Raw genomic sequence first — 21,713 nt, 5'->3', positions numbered from 1 at the left:
CCGCCCGATGCAAGACAGCTCCCCCGCCCTCGCCGAGACCGGCCTTCCCGGTGCCCGCGTTCCCGGCGAGCCGGTGCTCTTCCGCCTCAGTGCCATGAGCCGCGCGGTGCTGATGGCGATGTTGCTCGCGATGCTGCTCTTTGCCACGGCGCAACATATGGGCGGGCTGCTTGGCAAGGACCCCCTGTTCCTCGATTTCAACGTTTTCTACATGGTCGGCGAGTATGTCTGGCAGGGCCGGGTTGCCGAGACCTATGATTTTGGCCTTTTCGCACCGGCGCAGGATGCGGTGAACGGGCCCGATCAGGGCTTCATGCCATGGACCTATCCGGCGCAGATGGACCTTTTCGTCGCGCTGCTGGCGCTGCTGCCGCGCTGGCTGGCCTATTTCGCCTTCGCCGCCGGGTCGCTGGCCGGATTCCTCTGGGTGCTGAAACGGCTCGCCGGGGTGCATTTCGACGCCGCGCTGGTGCTGGTGCTGCCAGCGCTGATGGTGACGCTGCTGACCGGGCAGAACGGCATGATGACCGCCGCGCTGGTGGGCAGCTACGCGCTGCTGGCGCTGCGCGGCACCGGTTCTGCGGGCGTGCCGCTGGGGCTGATGGCGATCAAGCCGCATCTCGCGGTTGGTCTCGCCTTGCACGCGCTGGTGACGGGCCGCTGGAAGGTTCTTGCGGTCTCGGTGGCCGTCACCCTCGCCGCGGTCGCCGCCGCCACGCTGGCCTTCGGCCCCGGCATCTGGACCGTGGTGGCGCAAAGCGCGCAGGACTCCGGCACCTATCTGGCCGAGGGGCGCTATCCGTTGTTCCGCATGAGTTCGGTCTACGCCGGGCTGCGCAACTCCGGCGCCTCCGCCGATCTCGCCTTCGCCGCGCAGGCCAGCGTGGCGGCGCTGGCGCTCGGGCTGGTGGCGGCTCTGGCGCTGCGCCGCTGGCAACCAAGGCGGTTGCTCGGCGTGGCGCTGCTGTCGAGCTATGCGGTGAGCCCCTACAACTACGATTACGACCTCTGCGCGGTGGGGATGGCGCTGGCGCTGCTGCTGCCCGACGCCGCGCGCTTCGCCGGGGTCGGCGGCAAGATCGCCCTCGCGGTCTGCTGCTGGAGCGCCTGCGGTCTCGCGGTCTTCGGTGCCTCGGTGCCGGGCCGGTTCGACAGCCTGATGGCGGCGCTGTCGATGCGCGGAGAGTTCCCCTCGATCGCCACGCTCGGCTTTCTCGGGGCCTTCGGGCTGCTGCTTTGCTACGCCGTGAAGGGCGAACGGGCCGCGCGCGCGGGTACATACTAATTTAACATAATACTTTAATGAAGACCGCTGTCCCCGCGGGGACAGAAGGCTGATCCGCGGCCTGAAGCCTGCCACAGTGCGTAGCCGCCAAAGCCCGTCCCCTGTCTGTCCCCGCGGGGACAGTCCCGCGCCGAGCGCCCAGATCGAGCCTAAGGGAGGCTCTGCCCCCGGCCGCACAGCGGCCTCCCCCGGGATACTTCGCTCTAGACGAAGGGGGGATGCCCTAGGTGTCCCCGCGGGGACAGTCATGCAATGAGCGTCGATGCCGGAGCATGAGGGGGCTCCGCCCCTGCCCGCCGCAGGCGGACTCCCCGGGATATTTAGGCCAAGAGGAAGGACCTAGGGCGGAGCTGTCCCCGCGGGGACAACGGGAAAGCCGGTCGGTGCGCCAGCACTCAGAGAGCCTTTGCCGGGGTCTGTCCCCGCGGGGACACGTGATCACCCGCCCCAGAAAGAGCGCCTCAGCCGCTGCCAAGGCGCGCGCCAAAGGCGCGCTGTCCCCGCGGGGACACTCACCAGATTGCCCGGTGCGGCGGCGCCTCTTGGGTCTTGTCCCCGCGGGGACAGACCCGCGCCTGCCGCTTCGTCTAGATGAAAATATCCCGGGGGCGGCCGCCATGCGGCCAGGGGGCAGAGCCCCCATTTTCACCCCTGTCCCCGCGGGGACAGACCGCTAAGTCCTGGGCCAGACCTGCGCCGCGCTGGGTCTTGCACTGGGTCTCGCACTGGGTCTCGCGCGCCGCCAAGCAGGCACAAAAAAGCCCCTGTCCCCGCGGGGACAGGGGCGCAACCCTGCTGGCAATGATGCGCCGCGTCAGTCGTCGAGTGCTGCCATGAAGGCCGCCACCGCTGCCTCCAGCCGGTGCCGGTCGATGCTCGAGAAGTCCCGCTCCATCGCCAGCTCCACCTTGCCGTCGCGCGCCGCGCAGCGGACTGTCCCCGCGGGGACAGTGCAGCGCAGCGTCGTCTTGGCGGCGGCATTGGCGCTCGATCCTTTCGGCTTCGGCGCCGCCTTGGGCGCGGATTTCACCGCGTCGGTCAGCCGCGCCACCTCGTAATCGGACGAGACCTCGCCCTGCCCGGCCAGCATGGTTTTCAGCCCCGCCGAGAAACCCGGCTCGTCACCCATGCGCTTCACCAGATCGAGACCCAGCTGCCGCGAGATCGCCTCGGGGTGGCGCAGTTCGCCGCCGAGCTCTTCGAGCAGCGTGGCAAAATGGCGGATGTAGCTGCGCTTTTGCCGCCCGGCGGAGGCGTAGAGCAGGGTGATCGCCTCTTCGATGTCATCGGTGTCGGTCGCCGGATCGCGCGCGAAGCTCAGCGCCAGCTGCGCCATTTCGGCAAAGGAGATGCCGCGGCGCACGAGGTTCTCGTCGACCATCTTGCGGTAGAGACCCACCAGCGCCTCGCCGGAGGCGACCAGCCCGGCGGGGATGCGGGCGTAGGCCTCGTCGCCGGTTTCCGCATAAAGCTCGCGGAAGGCCGACAGACGCCGGAAGCCCTGCACCAGTTCGAAGTGATCGCCCACCGGCTCGACGCGGATCGGGTTCGACAGGCCGACCTCGCGGATCGAGGCCTTGAGTTCCTCGATCTCGGGGTCCGGCCCGGCGGCGCGGTCGCGGGTGAGCTTGGTGGTCAGCACCGCGTCGATCGGCACCAGATCGGTGATCAGCCCTGCCCGCTTCAGCCGCACATAGTCATGCGCCAGCCGGTCGTTCTCTTCGCGGATCGCGCGCTCGGCTTCGGCGCGGTCGCGCAGCGCTTCGGCGTTTTCGCTGATCGCCGCCGCCATCGGGCCGCGCCGTGTCCCCGCGGGGACAGCGGGCCGCGCCGGCTCGTCGCTCGCGGTCTTGCGCCCGCCGCCGGTGTAGACCCCATCGGGCGTTTCGGGAAAGTCGATGTCGAAACCGCGTCGCTTGCTCATGCCTCATCCTCCAGCTTGTCCCACGCGGTCAGCACGTGGCTGCGGAACTCCTCATAGGCGCGGTCGAAAGAGGCGCGCGCCCGGCGCCATGTCTCGCGGGTCATCTCGCGATAGTCGATTTCATAGATCGAGCTGAGGAAGCGGCCGGATTGCTCGACGGCGCGGGTCATCTCGATCGGGTGTTCGGTCATCCTCTCATCCCAGACCTTCTGGAAAGCTTGCCGCATCGCGCGGTGCAGATCATTGCCGCTCTCGTAGCGGGTCAGCAGGAAGCGCACATCGAGGAACGCCTTGGGCAAGGTGAGTGTCCCCGCGGGGACAACGCCTTCGAAGCCCGACAGATCGCCGAGCGCTTCGCTGAGCTGGCCGATGAAGGAGGTGGTGGAATCATATTCCCAATAGCCCGGCCCCGAGGGGATATAGAGCATGTCGGCAGCGAAGACCGCGTTCATGCTTTGGTACCCGATGGCGGGCGGGCAGTCGAAGATCACCAGATCGTAGGCATCGGGCGGCAGGCTGTCGAGGTAGCGGCTGACCGCGGCAAAGAACGACCACTCGGGGTTGAGGTGCCGGTACTGCGCCGAGGCAAATTCGACAAAGGCTGCGTTGGCGCAGGAGGGGATGATGTCGATCGTCGGCCAGGAGGTCGGCTTGATGAAATCGGCGGCGCGCAGGTCGCGCAGCCCCATGGAGGTGATCGCCTCGGGCAGCCGCCGCTCGGGCAGGGACGAGCCGCTTTCGGCGCCGCGGGTGGCGGCGTTCATCCGTTCGGTCTCGCGGATCAGGTCGCGGGCCATAATGCCCCAGACGGTGTATTCCTCGGTGATGTCCGACAGGCCCATGGAGTGGCTGAGCGTCGCCTGCGGGTCGAAGTCGACGCAGAGCACCCGATAGCCATCAAGCGCGGCGGCATGGGCGAAATGCAGCGCCACGGTGGATTTGCCCGCGCCGCCCTTGAAGTTCGAGATGGCGACGCGGAAGGCGCGTTTCTTCGCGGGGCGGGGCGGCATCAGGCTCTTGCGGTTGACCTTCAGCTTGCGGCGGATCTCGTTGATCTCTTCGAGCGAGTACCAGCGCTGGCGGCCATCCTCTTCGACCAGCCCCTGCGGCAGATGCGGGTCGGCGGCCATGCGGCCGCGCAGGGTGGATTGGTTCACCTGCAGGATCAGTTCGGCCACCTCCCAGCTGGAGAACCGGCGCAGGGTCTTTTCCATCTCGGGCGAGAAGGTCTGCTGCCGGATCCATCCCTGCATCTTCAGCGACTGCGCCTGCAGCCGCGCAAGGTCTTCATGTGTAAACATCCTGCCTCCTGTCCCCGCGGGGACACTTTCATGTTGTCGCGCCACTGCGGACGCTTTGCCTGCTGTCCCCGCGGGGACGCTCTTATGCCTGTCCCGGTAGGGACAAATTTAACCTGTCCCCGCGGGGACACCCGGTTTTGCACCTGTCCCCGCGGGGACAGTCTGGATTTGCCCCTCCGGAGAGGCCGCCGTTGCGCCTGTTGTCCCCGTGGGGACAGCTTTGGCGAAACCGCTGGACGCTAATTTCCGATGGGCAGGAATTTACGCTGAATTTGCATTCAAGGCAAAAGCTATTACTGTTTAATAAGGCATTCGCGGAAATCGTGGATTTGCCTGTGTCCTCAGCGCCGCGGCGCCTTGCAGCAAAGGGAGTCCAATTCGGCCTCAGCCCCGCGACTTACCCGGAGTCAGGGTCGGATAATGGGGGACACATTCTGGGGCTCCCCTACATATTGGGGGACATTTTTGGCAAAATAGGGGACTCCCTGAGTGTCCCCCTATACCAGACTACCGATATTTTCATTCGAAAATGGGTTTGGGTCTGGAGCCAAAACGGACCCCGGCTTGACAGAATTGAGAAACCGGACGCAAATGGCACAGGCTCGGGAAAGAGCGTTGCGTTTTCGGTCCGATCACCGCACGCTCTCCTTGGCAAAGACGCAACGGGCCGAAAGAGCCCGCATACTCGAGGCACCGCACACAGGCGGCAGGAAACACGAGGGCAGGGACATGCTTGCCACGAAAGCGGCCGGGCGCAACGCCGCCGCGATGAAATACGACCTGCTCACCGTCATGGGAGCCTATGCGCTGGCGCAGGACAAGGGCCGCCAGCGTCTGGTCCTGCGGCTGATGACGCTGGTGACCGCGCGCTACAATTGGGCCCGCGACGAACTGGCCGTGGGCCAGCGCGAGATCGCCCGGCTGTGGCTGGTGGATGAGCGCACGGTGAAACGCGAGATGGCCAAGCTGCGCGCCATGGGCTGGCTGAAGGTGAAGCGGCAGGGCGCGCGCGGGCGGGTCAGCGAATATTCCCTCGCCATCGAGCGCATCCTCGAAGACAGCCGCACGCGCTGGGGCGACGTGGGCCCCGATCTTGAACAGCGGCTCAGCGGCAGCGAGCCAGTGGACGAGAAAGTGGTGCCTCTCCCGGTTAAGGGAAAAATTCCCGCGCCCAATCTGGAAGATGAAAGCGAGTGGGGTCTGGCCCGCGCGGTGCTGCATGGCGAGGACCCGGCGCTTTACGCCGCGTGGTTCGCCGCGCTGGAACGGCGCGAGCGGGCAGGGGGGCGGCTGGTGCTGGTCGCGCCCTCGCGGTTCCACGCCAGCTATGTCTCGGGGCATCTGGGCGCGCGCCTGCTGAGCGCCTGCCGTGCCGTCGATGGCGGTGTGGATGAGGTGCAGGTGGTCACCTGACACCACGCGCTCTGGTTCGGGGGGCGCTCCTGCGCAAACTTCTGCCGACCCAAGGCTCTGAGTTGACGTGCCCGCGGCTTCCGCGCACTCTGGCTTCATTCATTTTTCGGCCAGTTTCGGTCGCATTCATTTCACTGCCGTTTTCGACCGATTCAATTTTGTAGATTTCGGAGGCACATCTATGCCCGCTGCCCTGTCGCAGAGTTCCGTCTTTTCCTTTCCCGACTTCAGCCCCACCGCCACTCTGAGCCTTGGCCTCACCGAAGCCGAGGCGCTGAGCATTGGTGCCGGTTTCGCCGTCGCCTCGAACCCGCATCCCTCGGGCGATGCCTATCTGCAAGCGACCGGCGCCAGCGCGCAGGCGGGGGGCGTTTTTGACGGTGTTGCAGGGCTTTACGATCTAACGGTGGCCTATTTCGACGAGACCGATGGGGTCTCGATGATGGAAGTGCTGGTCAATGGCACGGTGGTCGCGAGCTTTGACTGGGGCAGCACCACCGGCGATGCCATCGTCACCGCCGCTTCCATGGCCGACTATACGGTCAGCGGGCTGGTGCTGGCACCGGGCGACGTGATCGAACTGCGCGGCGCGAAGGACGGCGGCGAGCCGCTGCGCACCGATTATCTGGAGATCGCTGCCGCCGCCGCCCCGGCGCTTGACGAGAGCTTTGTGATCGAGGCCGAGGATTTGCAGATCGTCTCGGGCTTCAGCGTGCGGTCGAACGGCGCGGCCTCGGGGCGCGAGATGCTGCAGCACACCAGCGGCGATGAGGCGCGCGCCAGCTACAGCGTGCAGCAGTCCGGCAGTTTCGATCTGACCATCGGCTATTTCGACGAGACCGATGGCGTCTCGTGGTTGCAGGTGCTGGTCAATGGCGCGGAAGTGGCGCGCTTTGACTGGGATGGCAGCGGCGGGGCCAGCATCGCCAGCCGCGCGAGCCTTGTGGAAGAGGTGATCGAAGGGCTGGCGCTGGAGGCGGGCGACACGATTGAACTGGTGGGGCAGGGCGATGGCGGCGAGCCGCTGCGCGTCGATTATCTGCAGTTCACCAGTGTCGCGCCGGGCGCGAGCGGGCCGAGCGCTCCGGCGACGCTTGATCTGTGGTACCTGCGCGACGGCGAGGTCTATGTGGCGCTGAACGACGGCAGCGGCGGTTTCACCGAACTGGCCACCGGGGTCACGCCGGATGGCACTTTGCGCGCGGTGGATATGGATGGCGACGGCGATCTCGACTTTCTCGACGTGGCGGTTGTCGATCCCTTCCCGCTGCCCGAGGCCACCTCTCCGGCCGATGAGTTCATCTTTGAGGTGGTGACCACCGTCTATGAGAACGACGGCAGCGGCGGCTTTACCGAGACCACCAGCGACAGCACCAGCTTTGTTGCGGGGCTTTTCGGCTATCCCGCTTCGGTGGTGGACCGGCTGTGGCAGATCCTGCAGACCGGCGACGCCGGGGATATCGACGGCGATGGCGACGTGGATTTTGCCGCGGTGTCGGTCATCGCGGGCCGGATCATGATCTTTGACAACGCTGGGGACGACACGTTCAACCTGATCGAACTGCCGGTGCCGGAAGAGGTTTATGACCTCAGCCAAGGCGGCAATTTCGCCGGGCTCGCCGATATGAACGATGACGGCAAGCTCGACCTGCTGCTCAGCGTCGCGTGGGAGTTCAGCAGCACGCTGGTGATGATCAACGACGGTGCGGGCGGCTTCGATCCGGTGGGGAGCTATGGCGCCAGCGACGATGGCAACAGCACCGAGATCCCTGCCGACCTCGACGGCGATGGCGATCTGGATGTGCTCTTTGTCGCGGTCAGCGATGGCGGCGGCATCTACACCTACATCAATGACGGCACCGGCGCGCGGGACGCGGCGGCGGTTGCCCCGTCTTTCCCCGAGAGCGAGCTTAACGGCATCGGCTTTCTGCAGATCGGTGACTATGACGGGGACGGCAAGCTCGAGATGGTCGGGGCAAGCATCGAGGACGGCTTTGCGGGGCTCGATGCGGGGCTGCGGCTGTTCGAGTTCCCGCTCGAGGAGGGCGAGCTGTCGATCGAGGTGGCCTCGCTCGATCCCAGCCTCGTGGGCGAGTTGACCGCGCAGGGTGATTTTGACGGCGATGGCGACATTGACCTGATCCTCGTCGCCGAGGAGAGCGCCGACACGTTCGTGCTGATCAACGACGGGACGGCCCGTTTCACCGCCGTGCCCACCGGGCTCGATGCGTTCTCGAGTAGTTTCCCAACACTGTATGCAGGCGAGCTTGGAGATCTTCTCGTCGCCTGACTCGGCATGCGGGGGCCCTGGTCGCGGAGCTGGGGACCACGCGGGGACGGGGGCACCGCACCCCCGGGAAACCGGTCGCGCAGCGCGCGGCCGGTCTTCTTTTGTGCGGGAAAAGCTTTTGCGGGAAGGGGATTAGCGGCCCGTCTCGATAGGGCAGGGGGGTCATGACTACGCATACATGATCTTTCACCATATGAAATCACCGCCACGATATGAAAAAGATCTGGAGCGACGCGCCCGCCTCCTGCAGCTTTCTGGGCAGGGAGGAACTGCAGATGTCGAATGACCTGAGCATCAGGGATCAGGCCGCGCCGCCGGAGAAGACGATCCAATCCGTCGACCGCGCGCTGGCGATCCTCGAGACCATCGCCCGCCATCGCGGCGAGGTCACGCTGGCGCTGATCTGCGAGGACCTGGGGCTCAACGCCTCGACCTGCCACCACATCATCAAGACGCTGATCGCCCGCAACTACGTGCGTCCGGGCACCGCGCGGGGCCGCTATATGCTGGGCTCGCAGGTGGTGCTGATCGCCGATGCGGTCAACATCAAGGCCGAGCTTCCGGGCCGGGCGCGCCCGGTGCTGGACGCGCTCAACCAGACCACCGAAGAGGCGGTGCACCTTGCCGTGCTGCAGGGCGACGAGATGATCACGCTGGTCAAGCGTGACGCGCTGCATGCGCTGCGTGTCGACAGCGGCTCGATCGGCAAATCCACCGCGATGCATGCCACCGCCACCGGCAAGGCGCTGCTCTCGGGGCTGCCCGAGGCCGAGGTGCGGCGGCTGACCACGCAGCATGGCATGAAAGCCTTCACCAGCCACACCGTCACCGACATCGACACGCTGCTGGCCGAGCTTGCGGAGGTGCGCGCCACCGGCTGCACCATGGATCGCGAAGAATTCCAACTTTACGTGGTCTGCATTGGTGCGCCGGTGCTCGACGTAAAGGGCAAGGTCATGGCCTCGCTCAGCGTCTCCACCCCGATCAACCGCGCGACCGAGGCGCATCTTTCGCTGGTTCGGCAGGAGGTGCTCAGCGCCGCCCGGTCGCTCTCGCTTTCCCGCTACGACCCGTAAGAGGCGGACAGGACAATGAACAAACAGGATGTGAAGATCACGGCGGCGCTGTCCGGCGCCGAAGGAACGCGCGCGCGCGCCGAAGCGATCGCCGCCAGCGGCGGGTTCGAGGCGGCGCTGGCCGAAGGCACGCTGCCGCAACTGGCCGAACTGTCGCTGAGCGAGGCGCTGGTGCTGGGGCTGCTGAAGCAGGGCACGCGCAAATATCTGGCGATCTTCGGCCATGGCTCGACCGATCTGGGCGAGGTGCTGCGGATCTACACCGAGGCCGGCGTCACCCAGACCTACAACTTCCGCAACGAGGTGGAGATGGCCCATGCCGCCACTGCGCTGTCGTGGCACTACGGCGAGGTTCCGGCGCTGGTGACGTCGATCGGGCCGGGCGCGCTGCAGGCCATGGCGGGCTCGCTCGCCGCCGCCTCGAACGGCGTGGGCGTGTGGCATGTCTACGGCGACGAGACGACGCTGGGGGAGGGCTACAACATGCAGCAGATCCCCAAGGCCGAGCAGGCGCTTTATCCGCGCATGACCGCGCTGATGGGCGAGAGCTATATGCTGTGGCGGCCGCAGGCGCTGCGTGACGCGCTGCGCCGGGGTGGGCAGAAGGTCTTTGCCCCCGCGAAGGCGGGGCCGTTCTATCTGCATCTGCCGATCAACGTGCAGCCCGAAGTGGCTGAGTTCAACCTCGCCAGCTTCCCGGCGCGGCCCGCTTTCGAGCCGCTGGCACCGGAAGGGGAGGGGGCGATCACCCGCGCCGCCGAGCTGATCGCCCGCACCGACCGGGTGGTGCTGAAGGCGGGCGGCGGCTGTCGCGGCTTCGACGCCGAGATCCGCGCGCTGGCGCGGGCGGCGGGTGCCTCTGTCGTGCTGTCTCCGGGCTCGACCGGGGTGCTCGCCGACGATGACCCGCTGAACATGCATGTCGGCGGCTCCAAGGGCTCGCTGAGCGGCAATTTCGCCATGGAGCACGCCGAATTGGTGATCGTCGCGGGCTCGCGCGCCGTCTGTCAGGCGGATTGCTCGGGCATCGGCTACCCGCGGGCGCGGGCGGTGGTGAACCTCAACGCCGATGCGGGCGACGCCATGCACTATAACGACACGATCTCTTTGCTGGGGGATCTGGGCGCGGTGGCGCGGCGGCTGACCGCGGCGCTGGAGGCGCGGACCGGTGATCCCGGCAAGGAAAAATGGCTGGAGGAGTGTGCCGCGCGCAAGGCCGAGTGGGGGGCGTTCAAGGCCGAGCGTCTGGCGCTGCCGCCGCAGGTCGATCCGGTGTGGCAGGCCCCGGTTCTGGCGCAGCCCGCCGCCATCGGCATCGTGTCGGAGTTCGCCAATACCATCGGCGCGGTGAAATATTTCGATGCGGGCGACGTGCAGGCCAATGGCTTTCAGATCGTCGCCGACAGCCGCAGCGGCCAGACCTTCACCGAGACCGGGGCCAGCTACATGGGGTTCGCCACCAGCGGCATCCTCGCCTCGGCCATCGCCGATACGCCCGATTACGTCATCGCCTTCACCGGCGACGGCTCGTTCATGATGAACCCGCAGGCGCTGATCGACGGGGTCGAGCACGGGCTGCGCGGGATGATCGTGATCTTTGACAACCGCCGCATGGCCGCGATCAGCAGCCTGCAATTGGCCCAATACGGCCGCGACTTCCGCACCAATGACGGGGTCGCCGTGGATTACGCCCAGATGGCCGGATCGGTCTCTGGCGTGCTGAGCCTGAGCGTCGGGGGCACCGCGGACGCGCTGCGCACCGCGCTGGAACAGGGACAGGCCCATGACGGGCTGAGCGTCCTGCATGTTCCCGTCTACAGCGGAGAGGAGCCCCGCGCGGGCATGGGAAGCTGGGGCAAGTGGAACGTCGGAAACTGGGTCGAGGACGTGCAGTCGCGCTGGCTGCGCCAATCGCTCTGACCCTGAAACTCGAAGACCTCGAAAGGGAGGACAAGATGAGCAAGAGAACCGTAGGCTTTGTCGGTGTCGGCAATATCGGCACCCCGATGGTGCTGTCGATGCTGCGCGCCGATCTCGACGTGCTGGTGCGCGACCTGCGCAAGGATCAGGCCGCCGAATGTCTCGCCGCAGGGGCGCGCTTTGCCGAGAGCAACGCGCAGCTTTGCGAGGAATGCGAGACCATCGGCGTCGCCGTGGTCAATGACGCGCAGCTCAACCGGCTGTTCCGCGACGCCGGCGGGCTGCTGGAGCTGGCCAAGCCCGGCACCGTGCTGATCGTGCATTCCACCGTGCTGCCCGAGACCATCCTCGCGCTTGGCGCAGAGTGTGACGCGCGCGGGCTGAAGCTGATCGACGCGCAGGTGAGCGGCGGCGATCTGCGGGCGCGCGAGGGCGATCTGGCGGTCATGGCCGGGGGCGACAAGGCGGTGATCGACGCCAATCGCGATTACTTCGACGCCATCTCGCGCCGCACCGAACATATGGGCGAGCTGGGTCTTGGCGCGGCCACCAAGGTTGCCATTCAGATGATGACCTTCGGCAACTGGCTGGCGGCGATGGAGGCGATGCGCGTCGCCCGCGCCCATGGCATCGACGAGAAGCTGCTGGCCGACTTCGCCACCGACACCACCTCCGACAGCTGGGTCTGTCAGGTCTGGGGCAATTACGACCGGCTGCTGCACAACCACCCGCTGACCGGCAGCGAAGAGCTGTTCCGCTTCTTCGACAAGGACCTCTTCAACGCGCTGCTGGTGGCGCGCGGCAAGGATCTGTCGCTGCCCTTCACCGCGGCGGGCAGTCAGGCGCTGGAAGGCGCGATGCGCGAGCGCATGGAGCTTTCGGCCGATCAATACGCCAAACCCGCAATCCAAGTCCGGAGTGCCTGAGCCATGCCCGAGGACATGACCATGACCGCGCTGACCCGCCCCAAGGCCGTCGTCACGCTGGCCGCCGCCGAGGCGCTGATCGACCGCGCCTTTGCCCACGCCGAGAAGATCGGCAAGTCGGTCTGCGTTGCGGTGGTCGATGATGGCGGCTTCCTGATGGCCTTCCGCCGGATGGACGCCACCAATCCCGCCGCCGGGCAGATCGCCATCGACAAGGCCTATACCGCCGCCGTCTCGCATATCCCGACCCACAAGTGGCAGGAGATCATGCAAAGCGACGAGCCGCTGCGCATCGGCGTGCCCGGCGTGGTGCACCGGATGATCACCTATGGCGGCGGTCAGCCGATCGTCGTGGACGGGCAGATCATCGGCGCCATCGGCTGTTCGGGCGGTCACTGGACCGGCGACACCGAGATCGGCACCGAGGCGCTGAAGATCTTCGAGGAAGGCTGAGACCATGACGGACCAGATCACCCTGCCGCTGTCGTTCCACACCGGCTTTCTGAGCGACCTGCCGGTGCTCGAGGCGGTGCGGAAGATCCGCGACCACGGGTACGAGATGGTCGAGCTCAACGGCGAGCTGCTGCCCTGGGGCCCGGCGCATATCACGCCGGACACCCCGCGGGCGGTGATCGACAAGCTGGCGGGCATGGGGCCCTATTCGGCCCTGTGCATCCACCATTGCGACTTTGGCTCGAGCCGGGACGACCGGCGCGATGCCGCGCTCGCATGGGGCCGCGAGATGATGGATCGCGCCGTCGATCTGGGCATCGGTCTGGTGCATGTGATCCCGGGGGAGGAGACCGGGATCGCCGCGCTGCACCGCTCGCTGGCGGTGGCGGTGGAGGATGCCGAACGGCGCGGTCTGACGCTGGCGCTCGAGGCCATCGTCGGGCGGCAGATCGGCACGGTGCAAACCGCGCTGGCGGCGCTGGAGGCGGCACCGGGGCTGAAGATCAACTTCGATGCGTCGCATTATCACCCGATGGGCGACGACACCACCGAGGCGGCCAAGGCGCTGCTGCCGCATATCGCCCATGTGCACCTCAAGGACGCGGTGGGCGGTCCCGAGGATTTCCGCTTCGTGCCCTTGGGCGAGGGCGGAATCGACCTGACGGCGATGCTGCGGGTGCTGCTGGAGGGCGGCTATCGCGGTGCGGTCTCGATCGAACATGAGAGCCATTTCTTCGCGGGCGATGCCCGCGGAGCCGATGAGGTGCTGCGCGACTGCCGCGCGGACTTCGATGCGCTGATGGCGCGCGCGCAGGGAGCCCCGGTCGTGTAGACCGCGCCCCCGATCACACAAAAAGGGAGGAAGACCAATGAACAAATTCAGTCTGAACCGGAGAGGATTCTTGCAAGGGGCCGGCGCGCTGTCGCTGGCGGCGGGTCTGGGCGTGCGCCCGGCACTGGCCGGAGCCAAGACCAAGCTGAAGCTCTCGCACCAGCTGGGCGCGACGCATCCGTCCTATCAGGCCGCCGAACGCATGGCCGCCGCCATCGAAGAGCGCACGGGGGGCGAGCTGTCCATCGCCATCTTCCCCAACAGCGCGCTCGGCTCGCCGCCCGAGACGGTGAAACAGGCGCAGATGGGCGCGATCGATCTGGTGATGTTCAACCCGCCCAACATCGAAGCGCAGGACAAGAGCGCCGGGGTCATCCAGATCCCCTATCAGTTCGACGGCTACGAGCACGCGCACCGCGTGCTGGGCGAGACCGCGCGGCCCTGGCTCGACGCGTTCCTGCAGCGCAACGGCCTCGCGTGGATCGCCAACTTCGAATACGGCTTCCGCGCGCTCAGCAACTCGCGCCGCCCGGTGATGACCCCCGACGACGTGAAGGGGCTGAAGCTGCGGGTGCCGCCCGAGCTGTCGATTCAGGCGACCTTCGAGGCGCTTGGCGCGAACACGCAGACCATCGCCTTCGGCGAGCTTTACCTCGCGCTGTCGAGCGGCACGGTGGACGGGCAGGACAACCCGATCTCGGTGGATTACGCCAATAAGTTCTACGAGGTGCAGAGCCATATCGCCACGACGCGCCACGTCTACACCTCCTTCATGCTGACCGGAAACCCGCGCAGCCTCGACGGGCTGTCGGACGAACACCGGGCGATCCTGTCGGAAGAGGCGCTGAAGGCGGGCAAGGAGGCGCAGGCCGAGGTGCAGGCGGGCGAAGAGGACATGCTCGCCAAGATGGAGGCCGAGGGCGTGCAGGTCACCCGGCCCGACCCCGGCCCGTTCCGCGACATGATGGGCCCGGCGTGGGAGCGTCTGCGCGAGCGCATCGGCGGCGAGACCTGGGACGAGTGGATGGGCTACGTCGAGGCGGCCCGCACCTCGTGATCCCGTGACGGCCGGTGGCGCGCCGCGCCGCCGGTCCAACCCCCTCTTGCAAGAAAGGCCGGTATCATGACCGTTGCCGTGATCATGTCGGCACTGGTGCTGCTGATCCTGATCGGAACCCCGATCGGGATCGCGCTCGCCATGCTGGCGGTGGGCACGATGTGGTGGGCCGTGGGCCCCGATCTTCTGCCCGTGCTGATCCAGAGATTCTATGTCGGCACCACCTCGTTTCCGCTGCTGGCGATCCCCTTCTTCATCGTCGCCGGCAACCTGATGAACACCGGCGGCATGACCGACCGCATCTTCCGCACCGCGCTGGTCTTTGTCGGCCGGGTGCGCGGCGGGCTGGGCCATGTGAACGTGGTCGGCAGCATGCTGTTCTCGGGCATGTCGGGCTCGGCGGTGGCCGATGCCGCGGGGCTGGGGCTGATCGAGGTGAAGGCGATGAAGGACGCGGGCTATTCGCCGCGCTACGCCGCCGCGATCACCGCGGTCTCATCGACCATCGGCCCGATCGTGCCGCCAAGCATTCCCTTCGTCATCTACGGCAGCATCGCCAATGTCTCGGTGGGGGCGCTGTTCCTTGCCGGGATCATGCCGGGGCTGCTGATGGGCATCGCCATGATGGCGGTGATCGCGCTGACCGCGCGCGCCAAGAACCTGCCGCGCCTCGAAGAGCGCCCCGGCCTGCGCGAAAGCGCGCTGACCGTGCTGGGCGCGCTGCCCGCGCTGGTGATGCCGATCTTCGTGGTCGGCGGGCTGCTTCTGGGCGTCGTCACCCCCACCGAGGCCGCCGTGCTGGCGGCGGCATATGCGATCATCGTCGGCGTGTTCTTCTACCGCGAGTTGAAGATCACCGACCTGCCCGAGATTTTCTGGGTGTCGGGCCAGCAGACGGTGCAGGTGCTGTTCATCATGGCCGCCGCCGCGCCGTTCAGCTGGGTTTTGGTGCAGCAACAGGTGCCCAACGCGGTGGTCGACGCGATGCTCGGCATCACCGATCAGCCTTGGGCGATCCTGATCATGATCAACCTCATCCTGCTGATCCTCGGCATGTTCATCGAAGGCATCGCGGTGATGATCATCTGCATGCCGATGCTGCTGCCGGTGGCGATCCAACTGGGCGTGGACCCGGTGCATTTCGGCGTGATCGTCGTGCTCAACCTGATGATCGGGCTGATCACCCCGCCGGTGGGTCTTTGCCTTTACACCGTGGCGCAGGTGGCGCGCGTCGATCTGGTCGAGATCATCAAGGAGATCTGGCCTTATCTGATCGCGCTCGCCGTCGTGCTGATCTCCATCACCTTCATGCCGGGCCTCGTGATGTGGGTCCCCGCACTCTTCGGGTTCTGAACCATGCTGACATTGACACGCATTTTCACCGCTCTCGACACCGCCGTGGACAAGGTCACCCGCTGGGGGGTGATCACCGGGATCACGACGCTGTTCGTCCTGCTACTGATCCGGGTCATCGCCCGCGCCACCGAGATCGCCTTTGTCGCCTATGACGAGATCGGCGAGCTGGCGACGATCTGGATGATCCTGCTGGGGGTCGTGGCGCTGTGGCGCCGCGGCATACTCTACCGGGTCGATGTGATCATCGCCGGTGATGCGGCGTGGAAGGGCTGGCTCGAGGTCTTCGTGCAGCTCGTCTCGCTGAGCTTCGCGGCGATCATGGTGGTCTATGGCTGGCAATACGCGGTGAACGCGCGCGAGACCACGGCGATCCTGCAGATCAACAAGATCTGGTACTACGGCGCGCTGCCCTTCTGCTGCGCCATCATGGGCATCTACAGCGCGCTGCAACTGGTGCAGCAGGTGCAGGGCAACCTTGCCCGCGGCACCGCCGGGGCGCCGGTGCGCCCCGCGCCCGAGGGCGAGCCCGCCATCAAGCATCTTTGACAGACATCAGAGGGTGCGCCCGGCGTGCCCTCCTTCGGGAAAGGGAGAGACCATGACCGTCTACCAGAGCTTCGGCCTGCACATCGATGGGCAATGGAAAGAGGTCGCCTCGGGCGGCGAGATCGCGGTGATCGATCCGGTGAGCGAGGACGTGCTGGGCACCATCCCGCGCGCCGGCACCGCCGAGCTTGATGCCGCGCTGGAGGCCGTCGCCCGCATGGCTCCGGTCTGGGCGGCGACGCCGGGCTGGCAGCGCAGCGCGCTGCTGCGCGAGACCGCCCGCTGCATGGCCGACCGCGCCGAGCGCGCCGCATGGGACATGAGCGTCGAGACCGGCAAGCCGCTGGCCGAGGCCAAGGGCGAATGGCAGGCGGCGGTGGATCAGTTCGACTGGTACGCCGACGAGGCGCGGCGCATATTCGGCCATACGCTTGCCGGGCGCGAGCCGGGGGTGCGGCTGGATGTGAGCTATGCGCCGGTCGGGCCGGTGGCCGCCTTCACCGCGTGGAACTTCCCGGCGCTTCTGCCCGCGCGCAAGGTCGCGGCGGCGCTGGCGGCGGGCTGTCCGATCATCGTGAAACCCTCGGAAGAAGCGCCGTCGAGCATGGCGCATATCGCCGAATGCGCGGTCGAGGCGGGGCTGCCCAAGGGCGTGCTCAACGTGGTGCTGGGCGATCCGGCCGAGATCTCGGCGCATCTCATCGCCTCGCCGGTGATCCGCAAGGTCTCGCTGACCGGCTCGGTGCCGGTGGGCAAGCTGCTGATGGCGCAGAGCGCGCAGGGGCTCAAGAAACTGTCGATGGAACTGGGCGGCCATGCGCCGGTGCTGGTCTATCCCGATGCCGATCCGGTGCGCGTGGGCGAGATCTGCGGTGCCACCAAGTTCCGCAACGCCGGGCAGGTCTGCATCTCGCCGACGCGGTTTTTCGTGCATGAGGACGTCTATGAGCCCTTTGCCGAGGCCATGGCGCGCGTCGCCAAAGGGGTGACGCTGGGCCGCGGCTCCGATGAGGGCGTGCAGATGGGACCGATGGCCAATGCCCGCGGCCGCGACCGGGTGGCGGCGCTGGTGCAGGACGCGCGCGACAAGGGGGCGGATTTGCTCGCCGGGGGCAGCGTGCCCGCCGGGCGCAATCAGGGGTTCTTTTTCGAGCCCACCGTGCTGGGCCGGGTGCCGATGGATGCGGCGATCCTGCGCGAAGAGCCGTTTGGCCCGGTTGCCCCGATTGTGCCCTTCCGCGACCATGACGAGGTGATCCGGCTGGCCAATGACACCGGGTTTGGCCTTGCGGGCTATGTCTTCTCGGGCTCGCTCTCGACCGCCAGCCGCGCCGCCGAGGCGCTGGAGGTGGGTATGGTCGGGGTCAATGACATGCTGCTCGCCGCCGCCGAGGTGCCCTTCGGCGGGGTCAAGGACAGCGGTTTCGGCCGCGAGGGGGGCCAGCTCGGTATCCTCGAATATCTCGAAGCAAAATACGTGAAGACGCGCTACGCGTGATCGGAAAGGACGCCATGACCAACGACACGACCAAGGGGCAGGGCATCGCCCGCGGCCTCACCAACTACGGCGATCCGGCCTTTTCGCGCTACCTGCGCCGGTCCTTCGCCAGTTCGATGGGCTACAGCCGCGAGATGCTCGACCGGCCGATCGTCGGCATCGCCCATGCGGCCTCGGGGTTCAACAACTGCCACCGGCATTTCCCCGAGATGATCGAGGCGGTGAAGCGCGGCGTGCTGGCTTCGGGCGGGCTGCCGGTGGAGTTTCCGACGATCTCGCTGGGCGAGGTGTTTCTAACCCCGACCTCGCTGAAGTTCCGCAACCTCATGTCGATGGACGTCGAAGAGATGGTGCGCGCCCAGCCGATGGACTCGGTGGTGCTGCTGGGAGGCTGCGACAAGACCGTGCCGGCGCAGCTGATGGGCGCGATCTCGGCGGGGCTTCCGGCGATCCAGCTGGTGGCAGGGCCGATGTCCACCGGGCGTCATAAAGAGCACCGGCTGGGCGCCTGCACCGACTGCCGCCGCTTCTGGCAGCAGTTCCGTGCGGGCGAGATCGACCAGCAGGAGATCGACACGGTGGAGCGCAAGCTGGCCTCGACCGCGGGCACCTGCGCGGTAATGGGCACCGCCTCGACCATGGCGAGCCTCACCGAAGCGATGGGCATGATGCCCGCGATGGGCGCGGGCATTCCGGCGGTCAGCGCCGACCGGCTGCGCATGGCCGAGGACACCGGGCGCATCGCCATGGGTCTCATCGGCTCGGATCTCACCCCGGCCCGCATCATGACCGAGCAGGCGATCGAGAATGCGGTGACGGTGCTGCTGGCGCTTGGCGGCTCGACCAACGCGGTGCTGCATCTGGCGGCCATCGCCGGGCGGGCCGGGTTGCCGCTCGACCTGCGGCGGCTCAATGAGCTGAGCGACCGCACGCCGGTGCTGGTCGATCTCAAGCCCACCGGCGACTACTACATGGAGGATCTGCACTATGCGGGCGGCATTCCGGCGGTGATGCGGGAATTGCGCGACCTGCTGCATCTCGACGCGCGCACGATCACCGGCGAGACCATCGGCGAGCGGATCGAGGCGGCGGAAGACTGGGTCGACCGGCGGGTGATCCGCCCGGCCAGCGATCCGATCCGCGAAACCGGCGGGCTGGTGGCGCTTTATGGCAACCTCGCCCCGAACGGCGCGATCCTGAAGCGCTCGGCGGCCGACCCGAAGCTCTTTGAAAAAGAGGCGCGGGTGATCGTCTTCTCGTCGCTCGAGGATTTCTCGCAGCGCATCGACGATCCCGATCTCGACGTCACCGAAGACGACATGCTGGTGCTGCAGAACGCCGGGCCGACCAGCGGCGCGGCGATGCCCGAGGCGGGCTATCTGCCGATCCCCAAAAAGCTGGCGCGGCAGGGCATCAAGGATATGGTGCGCATCTCGGACGCGCGGATGAGCGGCACCGCCTATGGCACCATCGTGCTGCATGTCTCGCCGGATGCGGCCTCGGGCGGGCCGATCGGGCTGTTGCGCACCGGCGACCGGGTGCGGCTGAGCGTGAAGGACCGCAGCATCGAGGTGCTTGTGGGCGAGGAGGAACTGGCGGCGCGGCGTGAGGGCCACACCCCGCAGCGGGCCACCGCCGAGCGCGGCTATGCCAAGCTCTACGCCGAGGAAATCCTGCAGGCCGAGAAGGGCTGCGACTTCGGGTTTCTGGTCGGCACGCCGGTGCAGACGGCGGGCGACTAGCAAGGGCCGGAGAAAGGATGGGGGGCGGCGGAGAGGGCCGCCCCCGCGCCTGATGCACGCGCACGTTGACCGCAGCGGGCCTGCGCCCATATACTACCCAGTAGCATATGAGGGCCCCACCATGAGCGTCAAAGCCTCTATCTCACTCACCGAAGCGCAGGATGCCTATGTGCGCAGCCTCGTGCAGGGCGGGCGGTTTCCCTCGCTCAGCGCGGCACTGCAACATGGGGTCGAGCTGATGCGGCAGGAAAGCGAACAGGCCGAGGCGCTGCGGCAGCTGCTGGACGCGCGGCGCGCCGGGGCTTTCGTGGCGCTGGACGAAGGGCGCGCAGGCACCGAGGCGATGATCGCCCGCAAGCGGGCCGAGCGTGGCCTATAAGGTTCTGCGGGCGGCGGCGGTCGCGCGCGATCTGGAGCTGATCTTCGACTTCATCACGGGCAGCGCCGAGGCGCTTGGCGAGCCCGTGGAGGCGGCATTCGAGATCGCCGAGCGGCGGCTGGCGGCGATCCTTGCGGCGATGGAAGGCTTGGGGCAGGCGCCGCATCAGGGCACCCGGCGGCCCGAACTGGGCACGGCGCTGCGCCATGTCACCAAAGAGCGGGCGATCTTTTACTTCGATGTGGATGATGCGGCCGAAGAGATCCGCGTGCTGGCGGTGTTCTTTGGCGGGCAGGACCACGACACGCGCATCCTGCTGCGGCTTCTGGGGCGGGCCTGATCCGTTTTTCCTGAGCCGCTTTGGTGGGGTGCTCCGCGCAGCGCCGGGCCGCGCGGAGCGAGAGGGCGTCAGGCTTTGCGGCCAATGCCCAGCAGTTGGTAAAGCAGCAGCGCGGTCAGCGTCGAGGTGCCGATGCCGCCCAGCGAGAACTGCCCGATGTGCAGGGTGAAATCCCCGGCGCCGAAGATCAGCGCGACACCGGCGGTGAAGAGGTTGCGCGGGTCCGAGAAATCCACTTTGTTCTCGATCCAGATGCGCGCCATGGCCGAGGCGATGAGCCCGAACACCGCCACCGACAGCCCCGCCAGAACCGGCGCGGGGATGGTCTGCAAGAGCGCGCCGAACTTCGGCGAGAGGCCCAGCAGGATCGCGGCGACAGCGGCGATCACAAAGACCAGCGTGGAATAGACCTTGGTCATCGCCATGACGCCGATGTTCTCGGCGTAGGTGGTCACCCCGGTGCCGCCGCCCGAGCCCGCGACCATGGTCGCCAGACCGTCGGCCAGAAAGCCGCGCCCGATGTAAGGGTCCATGTCCTTGCCGGTGATCGCGCCAAGCGCCTTGATATGCCCGAGGTTCTCGGCGACCAGCACGATCGCCACCGGGGCGATGAGGGTGATGGCGGACCAGTGGAACTCGGGCGTCTGGAACTTCGGCAGGCCGAACCAAGCGGCTCCGGCGACGGCAGAGAAGTCGATCGGGGTCATCAGGCCCATGAGGTTGCCCAGCACCAGCACCAGCGCATAGCCAAAGAGCAGCGCCAGCAGCACCGACAGCCGCCGGGTGCGGGAATGGCCGTAGCAAGAGACCATCGCCATGCAGAGCACCGTCAGCAGCGCCACGCTCAGATGCGAGGGCGTGGGCGAGCCGAAGGCGTTCAGCTGGTCTACCGCCACCGGCGCGAGGTTGAGGCCGATGGCGATGCCAATGGTGCCGGTGACCACGGGCGGCATCAGCCGCTCGACCCAGCCATAGCCGACCGCCATGACGATCAGCCCGATCAGCGCGTAGAGCGCGCCGCAGGCGATGATCCCGCCAAGCGCATGGGCGATGGTCGCGCCCTCCTGTCCGGTCACCGCCAGCACCACCGCGATGAAGGCGAAGGACGAGCCGAGGTAGCTGGGCACCCGCCCGGCGGTGATGATGAAAAAGAGCAGCGTGCCGATGCCCGAGAAGAACACCGCCACATTGGGATCGAACCCCATGAGGATCGGCGCCACGATGGTCGAGCCGGACATGGCCAGCAGGTGCTGGATGCCCATCGGCACCGAGGCCGCGCCGGGCAGCCTCTCGTCGGGCATCACCACCGCGCCGGTGGTGCTGCGCCATTTGGGGAAATACGACATCTCTCTCTCCTCGGAAGCCTCGCGTTGGG

The 21,713-nt window shown here is 67.1% G+C and carries 18 protein-coding genes; 15 read left to right on the top strand and 3 right to left on the bottom strand.

Annotated features, from left to right (window positions below; translation table 11 throughout):
• Positions 1-7: 7 nt before the first annotated feature.
• Positions 8-1,285, top strand: a complete 1,278-nt coding sequence (locus ACXAD2_RS01445) for a glycosyltransferase family 87 protein (RefSeq protein WP_475165942.1) — start codon at positions 8-10, stop codon at positions 1,283-1,285.
• Positions 1,286-2,099: 814 nt separating this feature from the next.
• Here ACXAD2_RS01445 and ACXAD2_RS01440 read toward each other — a convergent pair.
• Together ACXAD2_RS01440 and ACXAD2_RS01435 are read right to left on the bottom strand one after the other, a co-directional pair.
• On the bottom strand, positions 2,100-3,209 hold the full coding sequence (locus tag ACXAD2_RS01440) for a ParB N-terminal domain-containing protein (protein ID WP_475165940.1): 1,110 nt from the start codon (positions 3,207-3,209) through the stop codon (positions 2,100-2,102).
• Positions 3,206-4,510, bottom strand: a complete 1,305-nt coding sequence (locus ACXAD2_RS01435) for an AAA family ATPase (protein ID WP_066112049.1) — start codon at positions 4,508-4,510, stop codon at positions 3,206-3,208. Before ACXAD2_RS01435 ends, ACXAD2_RS01440 begins: the two co-directional genes overlap by 4 nt.
• 729 nt (positions 4,511-5,239) lie before the next feature.
• On the opposite strand from ACXAD2_RS01435, the gene ACXAD2_RS01430 reads away from it, so the two are divergent.
• The 14 genes from ACXAD2_RS01430 (at position 5,240) to ACXAD2_RS01365 (ending at position 20,338) form a co-directional block, all read left to right on the top strand.
• Positions 5,240-5,923: a hypothetical protein gene (locus ACXAD2_RS01430; RefSeq protein ID WP_224906634.1), complete on the top strand. Its 684-nt coding sequence runs from the start codon at positions 5,240-5,242 to the stop codon at positions 5,921-5,923.
• A gap of 181 nt (positions 5,924-6,104) precedes the next feature.
• Positions 6,105-8,213: an FG-GAP-like repeat-containing protein gene (locus tag ACXAD2_RS01425; protein ID WP_475165936.1), complete on the top strand. Its 2,109-nt coding sequence runs from the start codon at positions 6,105-6,107 to the stop codon at positions 8,211-8,213.
• Positions 8,214-8,425: 212 nt separating this feature from the next.
• Positions 8,426-9,289 (top strand): IclR family transcriptional regulator, encoded by an 864-nt coding sequence (locus tag ACXAD2_RS01420; protein WP_475165934.1) that lies wholly within the window; start codon positions 8,426-8,428, stop codon positions 9,287-9,289.
• A 15-nt stretch (positions 9,290-9,304) separates the two neighbouring features.
• Positions 9,305-11,209 (top strand): thiamine pyrophosphate-dependent enzyme, encoded by a 1,905-nt coding sequence (locus tag ACXAD2_RS01415; RefSeq protein WP_475165932.1) that lies wholly within the window; start codon positions 9,305-9,307, stop codon positions 11,207-11,209.
• Positions 11,210-11,244: 35 nt separating this feature from the next.
• Positions 11,245-12,135, top strand: coding sequence for an NAD(P)-dependent oxidoreductase (locus ACXAD2_RS01410; protein ID WP_475165930.1), 891 nt, complete (start codon positions 11,245-11,247; stop codon positions 12,133-12,135).
• A 3-nt stretch (positions 12,136-12,138) separates the two neighbouring features.
• Positions 12,139-12,588, top strand: coding sequence for a GlcG/HbpS family heme-binding protein (locus ACXAD2_RS01405; RefSeq protein WP_224906639.1), 450 nt, complete (start codon positions 12,139-12,141; stop codon positions 12,586-12,588).
• Positions 12,589-12,592: 4 nt separating this feature from the next.
• Positions 12,593-13,420, top strand: coding sequence for a sugar phosphate isomerase/epimerase family protein (locus tag ACXAD2_RS01400; protein ID WP_475165928.1), 828 nt, complete (start codon positions 12,593-12,595; stop codon positions 13,418-13,420).
• A gap of 37 nt (positions 13,421-13,457) precedes the next feature.
• Entirely contained in the window at positions 13,458-14,477 is a 1,020-nt protein-coding gene (locus ACXAD2_RS01395) for a TRAP transporter substrate-binding protein (protein ID WP_475165926.1), read from the top strand.
• Between the two features lie 66 nt (positions 14,478-14,543).
• Positions 14,544-15,830: a TRAP transporter large permease gene (locus ACXAD2_RS01390; RefSeq protein WP_475165923.1), complete on the top strand. Its 1,287-nt coding sequence runs from the start codon at positions 14,544-14,546 to the stop codon at positions 15,828-15,830.
• Between the two features lie 3 nt (positions 15,831-15,833).
• On the top strand, positions 15,834-16,379 hold the full coding sequence (locus tag ACXAD2_RS01385) for a TRAP transporter small permease (protein ID WP_475165921.1): 546 nt from the start codon (positions 15,834-15,836) through the stop codon (positions 16,377-16,379).
• Positions 16,380-16,431: 52 nt separating this feature from the next.
• Positions 16,432-17,877 (top strand): NAD-dependent succinate-semialdehyde dehydrogenase, encoded by a 1,446-nt coding sequence (locus tag ACXAD2_RS01380; RefSeq protein ID WP_475165920.1) that lies wholly within the window; start codon positions 16,432-16,434, stop codon positions 17,875-17,877.
• A 14-nt stretch (positions 17,878-17,891) separates the two neighbouring features.
• Entirely contained in the window at positions 17,892-19,619 is a 1,728-nt protein-coding gene (locus ACXAD2_RS01375; RefSeq protein ID WP_475165918.1) for a dihydroxy-acid dehydratase, read from the top strand.
• 121 nt (positions 19,620-19,740) lie between these two features.
• A complete protein-coding gene (locus ACXAD2_RS01370; RefSeq protein WP_066112081.1) occupies positions 19,741-19,998 on the top strand; it encodes a ribbon-helix-helix domain-containing protein in 258 nt (85 codons plus the stop codon).
• Positions 19,988-20,338, top strand: coding sequence for a type II toxin-antitoxin system RelE/ParE family toxin (locus ACXAD2_RS01365; RefSeq protein WP_475165914.1), 351 nt, complete (start codon positions 19,988-19,990; stop codon positions 20,336-20,338). Before ACXAD2_RS01370 ends, ACXAD2_RS01365 begins: the two co-directional genes overlap by 11 nt.
• Before the next feature lie 68 nt (positions 20,339-20,406).
• On the opposite strand, the gene ACXAD2_RS01360 is transcribed toward ACXAD2_RS01365, so the two are convergent.
• Positions 20,407-21,684: a solute carrier family 23 protein gene (locus ACXAD2_RS01360; protein WP_475165911.1), complete on the bottom strand. Its 1,278-nt coding sequence runs from the start codon at positions 21,682-21,684 to the stop codon at positions 20,407-20,409.
• Positions 21,685-21,713 lie beyond the last annotated feature (29 nt).

The organism is Salipiger sp. ABN3_019, from assembly GCF_056158605.1.
This window is presented reverse-complemented; position numbering and strand designations above follow the sequence as displayed.